Source organism: Prevotella lacticifex (assembly GCF_019973375.1).
Lineage (GTDB): Bacteria > Bacteroidota > Bacteroidia > Bacteroidales > Bacteroidaceae > Prevotella > Prevotella lacticifex.
The window spans coordinates 784,365-802,982 of record NZ_BPTV01000001.1 but is presented as its reverse complement, the minus strand read 5'-3'; the positions used below and the strand labels follow the sequence as shown (position 1 = coordinate 802,982).

Here is an 18,618-nt window from a genome sequence, read left to right as displayed (position 1 = left end):
AATGATGACACGCAGAATACTATACATTATTATTATAATAGCACTGTCGATGACCCTCACCGCCGGAGCCCAGAAGAGCGACAACATACACCGCTACAATACGAAGGAGATTACCCTCGGGAGGAGAGATTTTGTCGATACAATTCAGATTGAGTTCGTAGGCAATCAGATTTACATTCCCGTATACATCAACGGCAGGCGTCACCTCTTCAATCTCGACACGGGCTCATCGCAGGGTGTGGCCTACATCGGTACCGACACCGGATATGGACAACCCCTCGGCGGCATCAACTCACGTGATGCCAACGGACTGACCGACACTATCCCCGTCGTCGAATTTCCCGAGCTGCGGTTAGGGTCAGCGGATGGTGTATCGGTGAGGGGATACAAGGCCAGTCTGCTCCGCCGCAACGGGCGTCACTATATCTACGACGGTATCATCGGTTTCGACATCTTCAACAAAGGCCTGCAAGCCAAAATCGATGTCAGACGCAAGCAACTCGTCATCACCGACCGAAAGAACTTCTTCGACAACGGCACGGGCTACGCCATGAAGTACAAGCTCAAGCGGTGGACCCCATACCTCAGTATCAATACGTGGCTCGACTACAAGGAGCCCGTGCTCTTCGACATGGGCAGCACCGACCTCTTCGTCGTCAACAAGGCCCACTTCGACAGTGAGCGGAAGAAAGACCCGCGCGTGCCGAGTCTTGTCGAGGAGACAGCCTACGGTCAGAACGCCTTAGGCAGCTATGGTGCCGAGAAGCGCGACCTCATCTTCTATCTGAAATTCCCAACCCTAAGCTGGGGCAAATTTACCTTCCGCGATGTCCACTCCTTCACCACCCAGGGCGACTCGAAGATTGGGGCGTCGATTCTGAACTACGGAACATTCGTCATCAACCCGAGAAAAAAGCAGATAATTTTCAGCCCTTATGGTGGCGGTAACAGTGCGGAAGTGAACAATCATGTCGATGACATAAGCTATATGGAGGACAACGGCCACACCATCGTGGCATCGTTGCGCCATACAAGCGACTACTATAAATACGGATTCCGCGAGGGCGATGTGGTCATCTCCGTCGACGGCATACCGGTGAGCGGTCTGGCCGACCTCACCCTTCGCCGGTTGCAAGACGGCAAGACTCACAAGTTCATCCTCCGCGACCTGCGTGGCTTCGACAAGGAGATAGACATCCAGGCGACCCGCTGACCACAGACAACGCTATCCAAAAGAATGTGATAATTATGCGATTGATATTCCCGACCTCATCACTTTTCAATAAACATAAATTTCTATTCTGATTATCAGCACATTATGGTTTATCTATGATGATTTGGGGTGACGCATTGGCAGTGTTCTTCCACCCCTTGAACAAAGAACGGTTGATTAGACAATCATAAATTAAGACCAAAACCAATAAAACCCTGTTGTCAGCGCCAAGGGCTTTCGCCCTTTGCCATTTGGGGTTTGAGAGCTTGTGAGAGGCTGGGCCTCTCACCGCCCTCAAGCCCCAAATGGCAGATCCTCCTCCGTCGGATCTTGGCGCCGACACAAAGGAAAACCTTCAAAAAAGACTAACGCGACAGAGATTCGGTCTGTCGACCGAGCGGACGGCCTCGAGAGCCGCCTCTGCAAACGACCATCGTTCATGTCCGAAGATTGCGAACGGTCACAAAGGCCGTCTCTGCATAGGTATTATATTGTCAATCCATTGATAACCAATGTATTGCACGCATCCGCCGTAGGGGCGGGGTTTATCCCCGTCCTACCAACTGCAGGCAAGAATTAAGGTAGATACCCCGCAGCGACGGACGAGATTTAAAGTAAATACCCCGTAGCTGCGAGGGTGGGGATAAACCCCACCCCTATTGCGGTTGAGTGCTGTAAGCACCTTAATATCAGTGGATTGCCGGATTTACTTGCGATTGCAAGCCTGAGACACGGGGAAGGAACAATGGGCACAGCCCATTGTAAGCGCAAGGGGTTTTATTCGTTTTTCTTCAGAAGAGAATAAGCCTTTTCCCTACCTTCGTACTTACTTATGACCCGATATATAATCTCCTTATTCCGCTGAAGATACTTTCGTGTGCCATTGAAGATACCTTCGTGAGCCATTTAAGATATATTCGTGGGCCGTTGAAGATATGTTCACTGACGGCAGAGACATTGTTCTTCGGCAGTGCACGGATCTTTCATTTTCCGAAGCAAGCTTCGGCAAGCCGATACGGGAAGAAAAGCCCTCGTTCGTCAGGCTTGCAATCGCAAGAAAGACTCCGAAAACAAGCTGGCTCCGAGATAATTGTTACACTCTTTGCATGATGTGAACCACATTGACAATGTATTGATAATAAAGGTGTTGCCCACATCCGCTGAATAAGTGGCGAGGTGCAACACCTATCACCAATAGGAATGAGGTTTATCCCCATCCTCTGCCAATATCAAGTGGCGAAGAAGCGAAATGATGCCCTACGCCGCGCAAGTTAAGCCGTGATGCCGTTAGCAGCCAGACAGTTTATTGCCGGATTGGCGTACATCGTAAGCATGCGGTTGCGGAGGAAAGCCTCATCCTTGTTTGGCAGATCAATCTTCCCGAGTTGTGCACCGAGATAAGAGTCGAAGGCAGCCTTGTCCTCATCGGTGTAGCTGCCGGTATGGTCGGCGCCAAGGAGTTCGTCGAGAGCTATGAAGTTGTTGGGATAGAGCCGGTAGTTCTTGTGAATCTCCGAATCTATATGCTTTGCCACCGTCTCGAATAGAACGCCTTTTGATGTTTTCGGATCAAGTGTGTCGAGATAGCCATCGATGCACGGCGCACAGTGATAATGCACCGAGCCCTTATAGCCGAAGATGCCTGTGCGCATGCTTGTTACGTCGTCCATCGGTCCCTTGTGGAAGTCGGGATTGTCGCGCCGCTGCTGCATCTCCTTGGCTTTCAGGAAGTCGCAGGGGTCATACTCGTACGATATAGCCAGGGGAACGATATGCAGAGCTTTCAGTCTGTCAACGACAGAGCCCTCGCCTCCCATGGCCATCATCTGCAGGATGCTCTTCTGAGTTCGGTCGTTGGAGTCCTTCGCCCTACCCTCTCGCTGTGCTATCCAGATGTTGTCGTGCTTCTGACTGATGGCATAGTGCATATAATCTGAAAGCCGTTTGCTGGCGAGGAGTAGTTGGCGCATGGGCAGGTCGCGCTCGACGATGAAGCTCTTGTTCAATCGGACGACATCCTTTATCCACGGATACTTGAGGAGATTGTCACCAATGGCAATCTCGCACGTTGTCGTGAACTTATTATCGACGAGTAGCACATCGAGGAGTGCCGAGTCGAGCACGATGTCGCGGTGGTTGCTGACAAAGGTGTAGTTGGCCTTAGTGTCGAGAGCTTTTGCGTCCATATCGAAGCCCTTGCTGGCCTTCGCCATGATGCCCTTGACGAGCGAGTAGACGAAGGCGAGCTGAAAGTCGAGAAGGGTCTTACAGCCCCGCGCTTTTTGGCGGATAGCCTCGACGGGCGTTCCGGGGAATACGGCGGGCAGAATCTGCAAGAACTGCTTGTCGGCAAGCAGACGGTCGACGACTTGAGGAATCTCACTGTCCTCAAAGGGGCGGATGGAACTGAACTCATCCTTCCCATCACTGTGTCCTGTCGGGATAGCGGTCCCGGCATGGATTTTCTCGTTATCAGCAACCATAGACATTATTATATAATAAATGTAAATTAGAACTGGTTCTCCACGACGTCGCTGAGGACATCCTTGATGTCGAGTCCGGCAGCCTTCACCTGCTGCGGAATGAAGCTTGTAGCCGTCATTCCAGGTGTGGTGTTTATCTCGAGCATGTTCACCTTGTCCTTACCTTCAGCATCCTTCGTTATGATATAGTCGATGCGGATGATGCCGTTGGCGTGGAGGATATCATAAATGCGGCTTGTGGTCTCAGCCACTGTCTTTGCCGTTTCGGGTGCGAGACGTGCCGGGGTAATCTCGGTTACGTTGCCGTTGTACTTGGCATCGTAGTCGAAGAACTCATCTTTCGTGACGACCTCCGTAGCCGGCAGGACCACGGTCTTATCCTTAGTCTTGTATATTCCCTGCGATATCTCGGTTCCCTCAAGATACGACTCAATCATAACCTCGGAGCCCTCCATGAACGCTACGCGCAGGGCGGGAGCGAGCTGGTCGGTGTTCTTCACCTTACTGACACCGAAGCTGCTGCCGTCGGCGGCTGGTTTGACGAATACGGGCATACCAAGGCGCTTCTCAATCTCCTTCTCGTCGTACTTCTCGCCACGGCGCAGAAGAATACTGTCGGCGACATTGATGCCGAAGCCACGGAGATAGTTGTTGAGAACATACTTGTCGAAAGTCATTGCTTCGATGAGCACACCACTCGTTGAGTAAGGCAGATGGATGAGGTCGAAGTATCCCTGAATAGGGCCGTTCTCGCCTGGCTGTCCGTGGATAGTGATATATGCATAGTCGAACATCACGACCTTACCCTCCTTATTAATGAAGGAGAAGTCGTTACGGTCGATAGGTGCCGTCGTGCCGTCCTGGAAATCGACGTGCCAGTCCTGTCCCTTGATGTCGACGATGTAGATGTCGTACTTCTCCTTATCGAAGAAGGAGTAAAGTCCCTGAGCTGAGCGCAGCGACACATCGTGTTCGGAAGAGTCGCCGCCACAGACGATGGCAATTGTTCTCTTTAAATTTTTCATAATTCAAAACTACTGTTTATAATTAGCTGTTCTTATGTTTTCTATTCTTTAATCCGTCATACGAGCTTTGCCGCCGAGCCGTTGACGAAGTTTCGCCACTTGTCGATGAGCATGCTCATATCGTCGGGGAGGTCGCTCGTGAAGTCCATCTGCTTGCCCGTCACGGGATGGACGAAGCCGAGGGTTTTAGCGTGGAGGGCCTGCCGCGGGCAGATATTGAAGCAGTTCTGTACGAAAGCCTTATAACTGCTGCTACGCTGTCCGCGCAGAATCTCGGTACCCCCGTAGCGCTCGTCGCCGAAGAGCGGATGGCCTATGTGCTTCATGTGGGCACGTATCTGATGTGTCCGTCCTGTCTCGAGGATGCATTCCACGAGGGTGACATATCCGAAGCGCTCGAGCACCTTGTAGTGAGTCACCGCCGTCTTACCGATTCCCGAGTTGGGAGCGAACACCTTCATGCGCAGCCTGTCGTGGGGATCGCGGGCTATATTGCCCTCGATGCGGCCCTCATCCTCAGTGAAATTTCCCCACACGAGGGCGTTATAACTGCGGTGGGTGGTCTTGTTGAAGAACTGAAGGCCGAGTCCGGTCTTCGCCCGTGGTGTCTTTGCCACGACAAGCAGACCACTGGTGTCCTTGTCAATGCGGTGGACGAGTCCCACCTCCGGGTCGTTAGGGTCGAACGATTTCATGTTCCGCAGGTGCCACGCCACGGCGTTGATGAGCGTACCGTGGAAGTTTCCCGCACCGGGATGAACTACGAGTCCCGCCGGTTTGTTGACGACCATCAGACTGTCGTCCTCATAGACGATGTCGAGGGGTATGTCCTCAGCGGTGATAGAGTTATCGTGGCGCGGACGGTCGAGCATGAGAGTGATGACATCATTGGGCCGCACCTTATAGCTGCTCTTCACCGGCCGGTCGTTGACATGTATGAATCCGGCATCGGCAGCCTTCTGGATGCGGTTGCGGCTGGAGTGCTGCATGCGCACGAAGAGATACTTGTCGATGCGCTCCGGCTCCTGACCCTTGTCGACGACGAGCCGGAAGTGCTCGTAGAGCTGCTGCTCCTCGTCGTCGATGGTATCGTCGTCGGCAGCGATAGTGCCTGCGTCGGCAGTGCCGTCGAGCATCGTCTCGTCGATATTTTCTATGTCCAAATCCTGTCTATTCACTTTTTTCTCCACCTTGTTCCTCGGGTTCGGTAGCCTCATCGAGGGGCCGTTCCTCGATAGCATCGGGCACGTCCTGGTCCTCGGGCACTACCTCCCACTTATATTCATACTCGTAATCGTCCTCGTCGTTGGCCGACTTGTCATCCTCCGGCACGTCAACGCCGTCGAACTCATCCTGGTCGATGAGCGTGGTGTCGGCATAATTGCGCGTTCCGTCGCCAACCTGAATGACGAGGATAGCGTCGCGCGGTATGCGGTCGCCGGTATGTACCGGTTTGCCGTTGACGAGAATGCCGTAAACCCAGTCGCGTTCTCCGGGACGATAGACAGGGTCACCAACCTTGAATCCCATTGACAGGAGTTTAGCCTGGGCCTCGCGGTAGGAGCTGTTGTCGATAAGGTCGGGGAGGACGAGCGACGGTGCCGTAGCGGCATTGATGGTAACGTATACGACATGCGTCGACTTAATTCTCTTTCCCGGTACCGGCGACTGCTCGAGAATGCAGTCGGGGGGCAGTTCCTTGACATATCCCGTGTCGCTGACCTCAATGGTCAGCCCCACCTTGTCGGCCATATCGCAAGCGTCATCGTACTGCTTATGTACGAAATTGGGAACGACAATCGACTCGCCATGATGGGTGTATAGGTCTATGCCGTACTTCAGGCCGACGCAAAGGAGCGCCAGCACTAAAAACATCGCATAGATATTGCCCCACAGGTATGTGCTGAATATTTTACTGACTTTGTTTCCCATCTTATATAGATTTGCGGTTCAAAGGTACTGCAAATGAGCGGAATGACAAAGAAAAAACCTATTTTTCTGCTTTTCCGGACCCTCTTCTGCTGTCAGCAGCACCGTTATGCCTCCTCAGAGCCACCCGTCAGGCTGTCTACGGAGGGCCACAACCGATACAGGAATGAAAGGTGCTGGCCTCTTGTAGAAACGCTAAACGGAAGATATCGGTTCGACTTGATTGTTATTTCAGTGCAAAGTTACAAAATATTTCTCCCTAATCCAAATTTCAGGGGTATAGAAAGAGGGGTAGAAGTTCTACCGGATAGCCCTGCATGCAATCGGAAGGAAATCTAAGCCGATGGGAGAAAGAGAGCTAATGTGTTAGCGGAAAAGCGGAAAAGCGGAAAGAGATAAAAACCGAAAACGGAAAGAGACAAGGCCACGCCCTGCACCTTTCCGTTTTCAAATAAAATCAACGCCCCCAATGGAGCATGAATTTACTTACCGTGATGTTCGTCAGAAACTGTCAACTTCTTGCGACCCTTAGCGCGACGCGCAGCTAACACGCGGCGGCCGTCCTTTGTTGCCATTCTCTCACGGAAGCCGTGCTTGTTGACGCGACGGCGGTTGTGTGGCTGAAATGTTCTCTTCATTGTTTTATTTCTATTTTATTGTTATTGTGCTATTTACATGCAACGACACACCTTCATCTGCCGTTACGGGCTGCAAAATTACATAAACTTTTGGAAATAACCAAAGAATAAGTGATTTTTAGTCGGAATATTTAGGTTTTTTTCCAAAAATAGTGTACCTTTGCACCCGCAAATAGAGAATAGAACAAATAATATATACTATCACATTATGATTAACTCACAGGAAATCAAGATTGGAACATGCATCCGCATGGACGGTGGCATCTGGAAGTGCATCGACTTCCAGCACCGCAAGCCGGGCAAGGGTAACACCGTTATGAACACCAAACTGAAGAACGTTGCTGACGGTCGCGTACTCGACCGCACATTCCAGGTTGGCTTCAAGCTCGACGACGTGCGTGTGGAGCATCGTCCTTATCAGTATCTCTACGAGGACGCTACAGGCTGCATCTTCATGAATCAGGAGACTTTCGAGCAGATTCCTATCGCCCGCGACATGATCACCGGCGGCGAATTCATGAAAGAAGGCGATGTCGTTGACGTTCAGACCGATACTCAGACCGGCGACATCCTCTCAGCCGAGATGCCCGACAAGACGAACCTGAAGGTCACTCACAGCGAGCCGGGCGTAAAGGGCAACACTGCTACCAACGCCACCAAGCCTGCAACACTGGAGACCGGCGCTGAGGTCCGCGTTCCGCTGTTCATCAACGAGGGCGAGACTATCACCGTCAAGACTTCTGACGGCAGCTATGTAGGCCGCGTCAACGAGAAGTAAGAGGATACTGATTCTTCCGGAACAAAGAAAGGTAAACAGGTAAAGGCCGTGACGATAAGCCACAACGATGTCTTACCTCTTTACCTTTTTTTTATTGTATTATGGCCGGACGACGGCCTACCACTGCACCTTTGTCTATGAAATATTCCATCATTGTACCAGTCTATAACCGCCCCGACGAAGTCGATGAGCTCCTCGACAGCCTCACACGACAGACGGAGACCGACTTCGAAGTGCTGATAGTCGAAGACGGCTCGTCGGTTCCGTGTAAGTCGGTGTGCGACAAATATGCCACGAAACTCAACATCCACTATTATAATAAGGAGAACAGCGGTCCCGGACAGAGCCGCAACTATGGTGCCGAGCGCGCCGTAGGCGACTATCTGCTTATTCTCGACTCCGATGTAGTAGTGCCCGAAGGCTATCTCGCCGCCATCACCCAGGAGCTCGATGCCGAGCCCGCCGATGCCTTCGGAGGTCCCGACAAGGCCCATTCCTCATTCACCCCTACACAGAAAGCCATCTCCTACTCGATGACGAGTTTCTTCACCACTGGTGGAATACGGGGCGGAAAGAAGAAGCTCGACAAGTTCTACCCCCGCTCTTTCAACATGGGCATACGGCGGGAGGTATACAAGCAGTTGGGCGGATTCTCGAAGATGCGTTTCGGCGAGGACATCGACTTCTCCATCCGTATCTTCAAAGCCGGCTGCCGATGCCGACTTTTCCCCGGCGCATGGGTTTACCACAAGCGGCGCACCGACTTCCGGAAGTTCTGGAGGCAGGTGTACAACAGTGGCATAGCCCGCATAAACCTCTACAAGAAATACCCTGAGAGCCTGAAGGTTGTCCACCTCCTGCCTATGGTCTTTACTATAGGAGTAATTGCATTGCTTCTTGTCTTCATTCTAGGTCTGGGCTATCTTGACATCTTCGGAACGCTGATACCTGATGGCGAACTAAACACGACAGGACTGATTCTTTGCATAATTGGACTTGCTCCGCTACTTCTCTACAGCCTCATCATCTGCATTGACTCGACCATAAAGAATCACAGCCTGCACATCGGATTGCTCAGCGTCCGTGCGGCCTTCACCCAGCTCATGGGCTACGGCTGCGGATTCCTCTCGGCATGGTGGAAGCGGTGCGTATGCGGTAAGGGAGAGTTCGAAGCCTACAAGAAGAACTTCTATAAGTAACCGACGGGAGCCTCGGCCGACGACTCACCGGGAACCGTACGCGACAGCAGCCGACGGCGATACGACCTTGAAAATCATCGGTTTACGGTCTATCTCTGGCGGAATCAATATACTAACAAAGTAGAATCAGACGACAATGAACATCAACGAATGGTCCATCGACGACAGACCGCGCGAGAAACTGGAGCGTCTCGGAGCCCAGGCGCTTAGCAACGCCGAACTGCTTGCAATCCTCATCGGCTCCGGATCGACGCGACAGAGTGCCGTCGACCTTATGAAAGATGTGCTGCGCGACTGCAACAACAACCTCAACACGTTAGGAAAGATGTCCATCCACGACCTGGAGCAGTACCACGGCATGGGTCCCGCAAAGGCCATCACCATCCTTGCGGCCTGCGAACTTGGCAAGCGGCGGTCCGCCGAGGCTGCCGAGAAGCGCCAGGACTTAGGCTCGGCAACCGCCGTCTACAACTATATGCATCCGCGGATGCAGGACCTTGACGTTGAGGAAGCGTGGATTCTGCTCATGAACCAGAACTTCAAACTCATCAAGGCCGTACGCATCAGTCATGGCGGCATAACCGAAACGGCCGTCGACGTGCGGGTGATAATGAAAGAAGCACTGATGGTCAATGCCACGGTCATGGCCCTATGCCACAACCATCCGAGCGGAAACAACACCCCGAGCCGTCTTGACGACAAGCTCACCGAGCGGATAAGGAAAGCATGCGACATCATGCGCATATATTTTCTCGACCACGTAATCGTCTGTGACGGTGCCTACTACAGCTACCGCGAGAAAGGACGACTATAAAATAATTCCCCACGCACTTGGCCGGATGAAAAAAATAATGTATATTTGCGGTCAAAAGAGGAAACATTAATGACGCAAGAAGAAAAAACTCAGATAGCGGAGCGCATCGTCGACGTGTTGAAGACCGTTTACGACCCGGAGATTCCGGTGAATATCTACGACCTTGGCATGATTTACAAGATTGAGGTCAACGACGACGGCACCGTCGATATGGACATGACGTTCACTGCTCCGAGCTGTCCTGCGGCCGACTTCATCCTTGAGGACGTCCGCACGAAGGTGGAGAGCGTGAAGGGAGTGAAGAGCGCCAACGTCAATCTCGTCTTCGAACCGGCATGGGACCAGAGTATGATGTCGGACGAGGCGAAAGTGGAGTTAGGATTCGAGTAGTAGTCCGGCAGTCCGTCTGTCGGCAAAGAAACTGATAACCAATGGGCAGGAACGTATATTTTCTCAGCGACGCGCACTTGGGTTCGTTAGCCATCGAGCACCGGCGGACCCAGGAGAGACGGCTGGTGCGGTTTCTCGACTCCATAAAGGACAAGGCCGCCGCCATCTATCTTCTCGGCGATATGTTCGACTTCTGGGACGAGTACCGGTATGTTGTGCCCAAAGGGTTCACCCGTTTCTTGGGCAAGTTGTCGGAGCTCACCGACATGGGCATCGAGGTTCACTTCTTCACCGGCAACCACGACATCTGGACCTACGGCTACCTTGAGGAGGAATGCGGGCTCATCGTACACCACAAGCCCATCACGACAGAGATTTACGACAAGGTGTTCTACCTTGCCCACGGCGACGGATTAGGCGATCCCAGCCGCTCTTTCAAAGTGCTGCGGGCACTGTTCCACAGTCGCATCTGTCAGAAAATGCTCAACTTTGTGCACCCATGGTGGGGCATGAAGCTCGGCCTCAACTGGGCCAAGCACAGCCGGTTGAAGCGTGCCGACGGCAAGGAGGCCCCCTACCAGGGCGAGGATAAGGAATATCTCGTGCGCTACACGAAAGAGTATATGAATACTCACCCGAACATCGACTACTACATCTATGGTCACCGCCATATAGAACTCGACCTCAGCCTGCCGCGCACCGAAGGCCATACAGCCAGAATGCTGATACTCGGCGATTGGATATGGCAGTTCACATACGCGGTTTTCGATGGTGAGCACATGTTTCTCGAGGAGTATGTCGAAGGTGAGAGCAAACCGTAACCGACGACTCAAAAACACGAGAAGAGAACAAAAACGAACGAAAAAATTGCAATCTCCTCCGATTTACTGATTAAAACAGCCTGTTCGTTGAAAGAATTTGCCAGGGATGGTAAAACATAGTACCTTTGCATCAGAAAAGAACAAGAATAGGACAGAACAGGTTTAAAGATAGTATTTAGGTTAAGATGCATTAAAACACATTTGGTAGTCTGCCTCATAAAGGTAGAAGTTATTTCATCTCAGAATTATTAAAACTCAGGTTTGTAGATTAAGTTTAGTCAACCAAGGAACTTTGTCGTGAGATAAGGTTCCCTTTTTCATTTGTCTACGATCCTGCTCTTTCTCCGCTCAGCTCTATCTTCAATTAGCCTCATGCCCATTAACGACCATCTTTCAATATGTTGAATCAAGTAATGGCATAGAGATTAGAATGTAAAACTATTTCAAGCATAAGACATTCCAGAGCTATCTGTATTACCGTCTGATTATCAATGATTTACGAAGCAGGTCATATTGCATTGCGAAACTTACCGATTCAGGAGATGAAACAGACCGTTTCGCAAGTCAAAATGGCACATACGGGAATGCTGTAAAAATATTTCAGATTTGGTTGTGGTTCACTTCACGACTTTCCTTCCGTCGACGATATACAATCCTTTGGGCAATGACGAAATATCGGTGCCCACGAGCCTCCCGTCAATGGAATAGATTCCGTGGCGGTCGTCAGCCTGTGTTGAAGTGGAAGATGTCCCGGCATCGGCAGCAGCATTGATGTCGTGGATACCGGCAGCGAGGCGTTCGAGAACCTTGTGCATACCCGCCTCAGCATCTATCTGACCATAGCCGTAGTAGTTGTTGGGATATTGCAGTGTACTGTCCGTGCGGTTGCTTGTTGCGGCAATGATATCACGGCAGTCGTCGGGCGACAGCGTAGGATCAGCCTGGAGCCACAGGGCGATGACTCCCGCCACTACCGGCGAGGCCATCGATGTTCCGCTGTTCGAGTTCCAGGCGTATGTGCGTCCGTTATACGTAAAGCGGCGCACATCGTAGACGGCACAGTCGGTGGCCGTCGGGTTGTTCTCCTCATAGAAACTGCTGTACGACGAGATGACATTCTGCCCCGGTGCCATGACATCGGGCTTCATGCGGCCATCGAAGGTCGGTCCCACCGACGATGCCGGATGACGCAGTCCGTCAGTCTTATCGCTCGGACCGGGGTATATAACCTGTCCGAGGTAATTGGTAATGTGATTCCGGTAGCCCGTCATACCGACGCAAATAACGCTCGGCGCACTCCCCGGCGAGTTCACGGAGCAGAAGTTCTCGCCCTCGTCAGGACCACTGCCATCGGTATGCAGGAACGCTCCTACGACCGGGAACATCTCGACATCGGTGTCGCCGGTCAACTGCAATGTCAGTCGACGGCCTCCATCGGCAGGAGAGAGTGATGTGTCGCGGTTTATACGCCAGTCGCAGATGATGTCCGATGGGTCGAAACACGACCTGTAAGCGGTAGCCACAATGGTGTTTACCGCATCAGCCGAGACAATGGAATCGGTGTAGGTGGAGTCCTTTGAGGCCAAAATCGCCGCTAAAGGAATGTCGACGCGCGCCGTATCGCCATTGCGTGAGAGCATCGCCGAAAATACGAAGCCGGACCGTGAGCGTGTTGTCACGTAGGAATAATCGCTTCCGGGATAGCACACCACGACTTTCGAAGGTTCCGATGGGTTCTTGTGGACGCGTGTGATTTTTCCTCCGCTGTTTCCCGCCGAGGCCACGATGATATGTCCCGGTCCGGTTATCGAGTCGAGCATCTCATAGTACAGTTGGTCGTCGCCCCGGAAATCCATTCCCGAACCCTCGCTGAAATTGATGACGCAAGGCTTGCCCACGCTGTCGGCATAGTCGAAGATGTACTTAAAGCCCAATGCATCGGTGGCATAGGTGTATTTATAATAATCCTTCTTGTCAATGAGACCGGCATCGTCGGAGGTGGCATTACACACCATACAGATGTCAGCATCGTAGGCGATACCACGGTATGGCGACACCACTCCCCCACCCTCAGCACCACTTCCGGCAGCTATTCCGGCGATGTGGGTGCCGTGAGTCTGCGCAAGACCGTCGCGCGGATGCTGCACCCTGAGCAGTTCAGCCTCACCTTTATAGTCGCGGCCGACGGGCAGAGAGGAGTCTAAGGTATCGTCGGAGAGCTGGTCCCACATCGCTTTTATACGGTATTCCGACATGTCCGGCGACCAGAACGTGGGATGGGTGAGGTCGAAGCCGATATCCTCAACGCCGACGACGACTCCCCGTCCGGTATATCCCTGAGGCAGTCCGAGGCCCTCGCTGACCGGCAGAGCGTTGACGACGACAGCCGTAGTGTCCATCAACGCTGTGGCCCGCCGTCCTGCCTCAATCCTCACTACCCTGTCATCGAGCGACAACGGGGCTATGGCGGTGAGCGGAATGCAGGCAACGCAGAGGCTACCATAGCGGCAGAGAATGCGGCAGCCGTGGCTGTCGAGCACGTGGGTGTCGGCATCCGCAAGTTTGACGAAGGCCGTCAGCACGGGTCCTCCGCCTCCAGCGGCATGACGCACCGGAGGTATCTCGAGTGCATCCCGGCATGCCTCCCGCACCAACGGCGACATCTTGTTGTAGTCGGGACGCTGGGCCGGGACCGCCAAGGGCAGCAACAGGAGGAGCAGGAGGAGCAGGAGGCGATGCGGATATCTCATATCGGAATGTTATTGAAGTTCGGCGTACACTTTGAAGTCCTCGTTGTCGCCCATCATCAGGCGGTTGATTTCCTCCTCAGTGACAAGGTTGAAGTCACCCACGACGTTGTTCTTCATAGCCGAGGCGGCCAACGAGAACTCGAGACAGTGCTGGTTGTCGTCGCCCCAATGGGTGTAGGCATGGAGGTAAGCGGCGATAAACGCGTCGCCGACACCCATCGGGTCGATGACCGGATTGATGTCATAGATGCGTGTATGGTATAGTTTGCCGTCGGCATAGATGAATCCCGTAAGCGTGTGGTGGTTAGAGCTAATCTGGTTGCGGGCCGCCATGACGAACTTCTTACAGTGAGGATACATCACGGCCAGCTTGCGGAAATAGTTCTCAAAGGCCTTGAGGTCAATCTCGTAATTCTCATCTGTGGCCTTGAAAGGTATCCGGGGCATACCCGATATCTTCTCGTATTCGCCCTGGTCGCCAAAGATTATGTCGGCCAACTGGCAGAGGTCGGGCAGCACATCCTCGGCGCGCACACCGTAGTTCCACAGATTTTTCCGGTAGTTGATGTCGAAACTGACGAGCACATGCTTGCGTCTTGCGGCGTGGATGCCGGCATAAGTAGTCCAGAAAGCACTGTTGCTGACACCCGTCGAGATGCCGGAGGTGTGGAAGATTCCGGCTCCGTCGAGGATGTTTTCCCAGTCGACCATCTGCGGTTCGATGGAGTAGAAAGCCGAGTCGGAACGGTCGTAGACGACACTGGAGTTGCGCATGGCCGCCGCTTCCTCAAAATAGTAGGTGCCAAGGCGTTTTCCTCCCCTTACGACATGGTCGGTACTGACATTATATTCGTTAAGGCGCAGGCAGGCGTTGCGGCCGACGGGATTGTCGGGAACACGCGTAATATATTCCACATTGTCGCCGAGCGTAGCTAAAGACACAGACACATTAGCCTCCGAACCACCGTAATTCTCTCTGTAGGCGTGTCCCTGACAGAGGCGGTAGCGGTTTGGGCGCGAGAAGCGGAGCATGATTTCTCCGAACGTTACAATTTTATCATTCATCTTAGTAATAGTTTGTTTTGTATTGGCAAAGATAACGTAAATGAGCGAGACAGCAAAGGAAAAGATTGAAAATCGTTATAAATATTGGTCCGAAACAGCAAATTGTTAAGAAGAAAGGCACACCCGTGGAACAGAGTCTGTACCCCAAGTGTGCCTCGTCTTTTTCGTCCGAAAGGTGTATTGCGTTACCTTCGGTTACTTTTTCAGTCCCTCAACGAGTTCCTTTGTATCGCGGGCGATGACGATTTCCTCATCGGTAGGAACGACCCATACGTCAACCTTCGAGTCGGGAGCCGAGATCTTGGTCTCTGTTCCGTGCACTGTCTTGTTGAGTTCCTTGTCGAGTTTCACTCCTAAGTAGTCGAGACCGTCGGTAGCGCCCTCACGCATGCTTGCCTGATTCTCACCGACACCGGCTGTGAAGACGATGACATCGACACCGTTGAGCACGGCAGCGTAAGAGCCGATGTACTTCTTGATGCGGTAGTTGTACATTGTCTCGGCCAGTCTTGCCATCTTGTTGCCGTCCTTGGCAGCCTGCTCCACGTCGCGCATATCCGATGATACGCCGGAGATACCGAGCACACCGCTCTGCTTGTTGAGGTAGTCGGCCATCTCCTGCGGCTGCATGTGGAGTTTCTCCATGATGTATGTGACAGCCGACGGGTCGATATCTCCAGAGCGTGAGCCCATCATGACACCGGCCAGAGGAGTGAGTCCCATTGACGTGTCGACGACCTTGCCGTCCTTGATGGCAGCTAACGAGGCGCCGTTACCAATATGGCAAGTGATAATCTTCAGGTCCTTGATGTCCTTACCCTCCAGTTCGGCCACACGGTGAGAGACATAGCGATGGCTCGTTCCGTGGAAACCGTAGCGGCGCACGTGGTACTTGGTGTACAACTCATAAGGTACAGCATAGAGATAAGCGTAGTCGGGCATGGTGCTGTGGAACGCATTATCGAATACTGTCACCTGAGGCTTGTCGGGCAACAGGTTATCGACGGCGCGGATACCAGCTAAATGGCCCTTGTTGTGGACAGGTGCGAGGTCGATAAGGCTTTCGATTCCCTTCTCCACCTCAGGCGTAACGATGCAGCTCTTGTTGAAGATGTCGCCGCCCTGCACTATGCGGTGGCCTACAGCATCAATCTCGTCGAGGCGTTTGATGGCACCGATCTCAGGGTCGGTAAGGCACTCGAAGACGAGCTGCACGCCCTCCTTATGAGTTGGCAGGTCGCGCATAATCTTCTTCTTTGAGCCATCGGGGAGTTTCACGCTGATGAACGCATTGTCGATACCGATACGCTCAACACCGCCTTGGGCCAGGACGCTCTCGTCGTCCATGTTGTACAACTTGTATTTGATGGAACTACTACCGCAGTTCAGAACCAGAATTTTCATTTCGTTTTGTGTATATCTGTTTGCAAATCGTTATTTACCACATTGAGCTGGCGGCCGCGATGTTTTCGTCTCATGCAAGAACGATTCAGCGACCGACGGCTCATCATGCTTTTAAGCCTTCTTGGCGTCCTGAGCCTGGCACTCGGTGATAGCCACCATATAGTAGATATCGTCGACAGAGCAGCCGCGGCTGAGGTCGTTGACAGGACGTGCTATACCCTGCAGGATAGGACCGATGGCCACTGCACCGCCCAAGCGCTGCACGAGCTTGTAGCCGATGTTTCCCACCTCGAGGTTCGGAGCGATGAGCACGTTGGCATGTCCGGCGATGTCGCTGCCTGGAGCTTTCTTCTCGGCAACAGCCGGAACGAGGGCTGCATCGGCCTGGAGCTCACCGTCGACCTTCAGGTCAGGATACTTCTCCTTAGCCAGTTTTGTAGCGTCAACGACCTTGTCGATGATGTAAACGCTCTTGCCGGTAGCCTTGTCCTTGGCATCCTTGGCAGAGCCCTTGGTCGAGAAGCTCATCATTGCCACACGCGGCTCAGCAAAACCTGCCACGCTGTGGGCTGTCTGGGCTGTGGTGTAAGCAATCTGAGCGAGCTGGTCAGCAGTAGGATTAGGAGTAACTGCCACATCACCGAGGACAACAACGCCGTCCTCACCAAACTGTTTCTGATTGGTAATGAGGAGCATAGCACCGCTGACACAGGTAATGCCCGGAGCGCACTTGATAATCTGCAGGGCTGGACGGAGGGTGTCGCCGGTTGTCGAGAGGGCACCTGAAATCTGTCCGTCAGCATCGCCAGTCTTGATAATCATGCATCCAAGATAAAGGTTGTTCTTAGTTACGAGCTCACGGGCCTGATCGACAGTCATTCCCTTTTTCTTACGCAGCTCAGCGAGGAGCTCAGCATACTCCTCAGTCTTTGGATTGTTCAGCGGGTCGACAATAGTAGCCTTGTCGATGTTCTTCAGTCCCCACTGTTCAGCGAGCTTGTGGATATTGTCGGGGTTGCCGATGAGGATGAGGTTTGCGAGGTCATCACCTAAAACCTTGTCGGCTGCCTTCAGAGTGCGCTCCTCTTCTGCCTCAGGGAGCACGATGCGCTGCTTGTCAGCCTTAGCACGCGCTACAATTTGCTGTAATAAATCCATGTTAAGTCTTAAATGTTATATTGTTGATTTGTTATTTCCAGTTTGCAAAATTAGCAAAATTAATCCACAATACTATCATTAAACGGATAATATTTCTTAAATAGAAAGACATCGTTTACGTAACGGCTACACAGTGACGAACAGCCATAGCGAAACAGCTATCATCACACAGGCCACGACGCGCTGATAAGGTTTCTTGTTGACATGGCTGACGAGGCGAAGGGCGATGAAATTGCCTAACATCATGGCGCAGCCGATGAAGAATCCGTTGAGGAAGATGTGCATGTTCATAAGGTCGAACTTACCATAGGTCACCGCCTTTACGATGTGCATGGCGGCCGCCGCGGTGGCTTCGCTGACGATATATGCTACCGGCGAGAGTCCGAGGGTGAGGAAAACGGCACTGCTCAAGGGCCCTGAAATGCCCAACAGACCATTGATAAATCCCGTCAGCCCGCCACCGACGAGCATCGTCTTACGGCCTGCCGGAAGATGAATCTTACCCCTGACCTTCATCACCGAGAACACTATCAGACACACACAGCACACGCGTCATGATGGTCTTGTCGACAACGGAGAACCCGAAGGCACCGAGGGCTGTCAGGGGCAGTGCCGGCACGAGGAACCAAGCCACCTGCCGCCAGTGAATCTGCCGCCAGCCCATCGCCGCCCGCGACAGGTTGCTCATCATCTGGGCTATCGTCGACACGGGTACGGCAATCTCGACACCATAGAAATATGTTATGACCGGCAGCAGAATCATACCGCCGCCGAAGCCCACCGAGCCGGAAAGCGTTCCGGCAACGAGACCGACAAGGGTCAGAATAAAGTACATTTCCATTATTTGAATTATCTAAATCTTATACAAAAATACTACATCACTGCATAAAACAGCAATTGTTCGTATTAAATATCAATCCGATTCTGAACAGAAATTGTATTGTATCGGAA

17 protein-coding genes are annotated in these 18,618 nt (G+C 52.5%); 6 read left to right on the top strand and 11 right to left on the bottom strand.

All coding sequences use genetic code 11. The features are described from left to right. Window position 1 precedes the first annotated feature (1 nt). On the top strand, window positions 2-1,213 hold the full coding sequence (locus LDN30_RS02895; protein ID WP_223928685.1) for an aspartyl protease: 1,212 nt from the start codon (window positions 2-4) through the stop codon (window positions 1,211-1,213). A 1,271-nt stretch (window positions 1,214-2,484) separates the two neighbouring features. Here the strand turns inward: LDN30_RS02895 and LDN30_RS02890 are convergent. The 5 genes from LDN30_RS02890 to rpmH form a co-directional block, all read right to left on the bottom strand. Further along, window positions 2,485-3,696, bottom strand: a complete 1,212-nt coding sequence (locus LDN30_RS02890) for a 1-acyl-sn-glycerol-3-phosphate acyltransferase (protein ID WP_223928684.1) — start codon at window positions 3,694-3,696, stop codon at window positions 2,485-2,487. 26 nt (window positions 3,697-3,722) lie between these two features. Further along, complete coding sequence (locus LDN30_RS02885) at window positions 3,723-4,721, bottom strand: D-alanine--D-alanine ligase (RefSeq protein ID WP_223925233.1); 999 nt, start codon at window positions 4,719-4,721, stop codon at window positions 3,723-3,725. Between the two features lie 56 nt (window positions 4,722-4,777). Further along, entirely contained in the window at window positions 4,778-5,857 is a 1,080-nt protein-coding gene (locus LDN30_RS02880; protein ID WP_223929423.1) for an RluA family pseudouridine synthase, read from the bottom strand. 34 nt (window positions 5,858-5,891) lie between these two features. Continuing rightward, entirely contained in the window at window positions 5,892-6,653 is a 762-nt protein-coding gene (locus tag LDN30_RS02875) for a PASTA domain-containing protein (protein ID WP_223928683.1), read from the bottom strand. 479 nt (window positions 6,654-7,132) lie between these two features. Then, window positions 7,133-7,288 carry a 50S ribosomal protein L34 gene (rpmH, locus tag LDN30_RS02870; protein WP_004354441.1) on the bottom strand — a complete coding sequence of 52 codons (156 nt, stop codon included), beginning with the start codon at window positions 7,286-7,288 and terminating at the stop codon, window positions 7,133-7,135. Between the two features lie 208 nt (window positions 7,289-7,496). On the opposite strand from rpmH, the gene efp reads away from it, so the two are divergent. The 5 genes from efp to LDN30_RS02845 all read left to right on the top strand — a co-directional run bounded on the left by efp (window position 7,497) and on the right by LDN30_RS02845 (window position 11,290). After that, a complete protein-coding gene (efp, locus tag LDN30_RS02865) occupies window positions 7,497-8,066 on the top strand; it encodes an elongation factor P (protein WP_223925229.1) in 570 nt (189 codons plus the stop codon). A gap of 137 nt (window positions 8,067-8,203) precedes the next feature. Then, entirely contained in the window at window positions 8,204-9,265 is a 1,062-nt protein-coding gene (locus LDN30_RS02860; RefSeq protein WP_223929422.1) for a glycosyltransferase family 2 protein, read from the top strand. Window positions 9,266-9,401: 136 nt separating this feature from the next. After that, window positions 9,402-10,079 (top strand): RadC family protein, encoded by a 678-nt coding sequence (radC, locus tag LDN30_RS02855; RefSeq protein WP_223925225.1) that lies wholly within the window; start codon window positions 9,402-9,404, stop codon window positions 10,077-10,079. A 69-nt stretch (window positions 10,080-10,148) separates the two neighbouring features. Beyond that, complete coding sequence (locus LDN30_RS02850) at window positions 10,149-10,469, top strand: metal-sulfur cluster assembly factor (protein WP_223925223.1); 321 nt, start codon at window positions 10,149-10,151, stop codon at window positions 10,467-10,469. A gap of 41 nt (window positions 10,470-10,510) precedes the next feature. Then, window positions 10,511-11,290, top strand: coding sequence for a UDP-2,3-diacylglucosamine diphosphatase (locus LDN30_RS02845; RefSeq protein WP_223928682.1), 780 nt, complete (start codon window positions 10,511-10,513; stop codon window positions 11,288-11,290). A 617-nt stretch (window positions 11,291-11,907) separates the two neighbouring features. Here the strand turns inward: LDN30_RS02845 and LDN30_RS02840 are convergent. The 6 genes from LDN30_RS02840 to LDN30_RS16370 all read right to left on the bottom strand — a co-directional run bounded on the left by LDN30_RS02840 (window position 11,908) and on the right by LDN30_RS16370 (window position 18,502). Beyond that, complete coding sequence (locus LDN30_RS02840; RefSeq protein ID WP_223928681.1) at window positions 11,908-14,040, bottom strand: S8 family serine peptidase; 2,133 nt, start codon at window positions 14,038-14,040, stop codon at window positions 11,908-11,910. A gap of 9 nt (window positions 14,041-14,049) precedes the next feature. Next, window positions 14,050-15,105 carry a sugar kinase gene (locus tag LDN30_RS02835; RefSeq protein WP_223928680.1) on the bottom strand — a complete coding sequence of 352 codons (1,056 nt, stop codon included), beginning with the start codon at window positions 15,103-15,105 and terminating at the stop codon, window positions 14,050-14,052. Between the two features lie 195 nt (window positions 15,106-15,300). Continuing rightward, window positions 15,301-16,509, bottom strand: a complete 1,209-nt coding sequence (locus LDN30_RS02830) for an acetate/propionate family kinase (protein WP_223925216.1) — start codon at window positions 16,507-16,509, stop codon at window positions 15,301-15,303. 111 nt (window positions 16,510-16,620) lie between these two features. Beyond that, entirely contained in the window at window positions 16,621-17,667 is a 1,047-nt protein-coding gene (pta, locus tag LDN30_RS02825; RefSeq protein ID WP_223925214.1) for a phosphate acetyltransferase, read from the bottom strand. A 126-nt stretch (window positions 17,668-17,793) separates the two neighbouring features. After that, window positions 17,794-18,183, bottom strand: a complete 390-nt coding sequence (locus tag LDN30_RS16375) for a TSUP family transporter (protein ID WP_262902399.1) — start codon at window positions 18,181-18,183, stop codon at window positions 17,794-17,796. After that, window positions 18,167-18,502, bottom strand: a complete 336-nt coding sequence (locus LDN30_RS16370; RefSeq protein WP_262901940.1) for a sulfite exporter TauE/SafE family protein — start codon at window positions 18,500-18,502, stop codon at window positions 18,167-18,169. Before LDN30_RS16370 ends, LDN30_RS16375 begins: the two co-directional genes overlap by 17 nt. Window positions 18,503-18,618 lie beyond the last annotated feature (116 nt).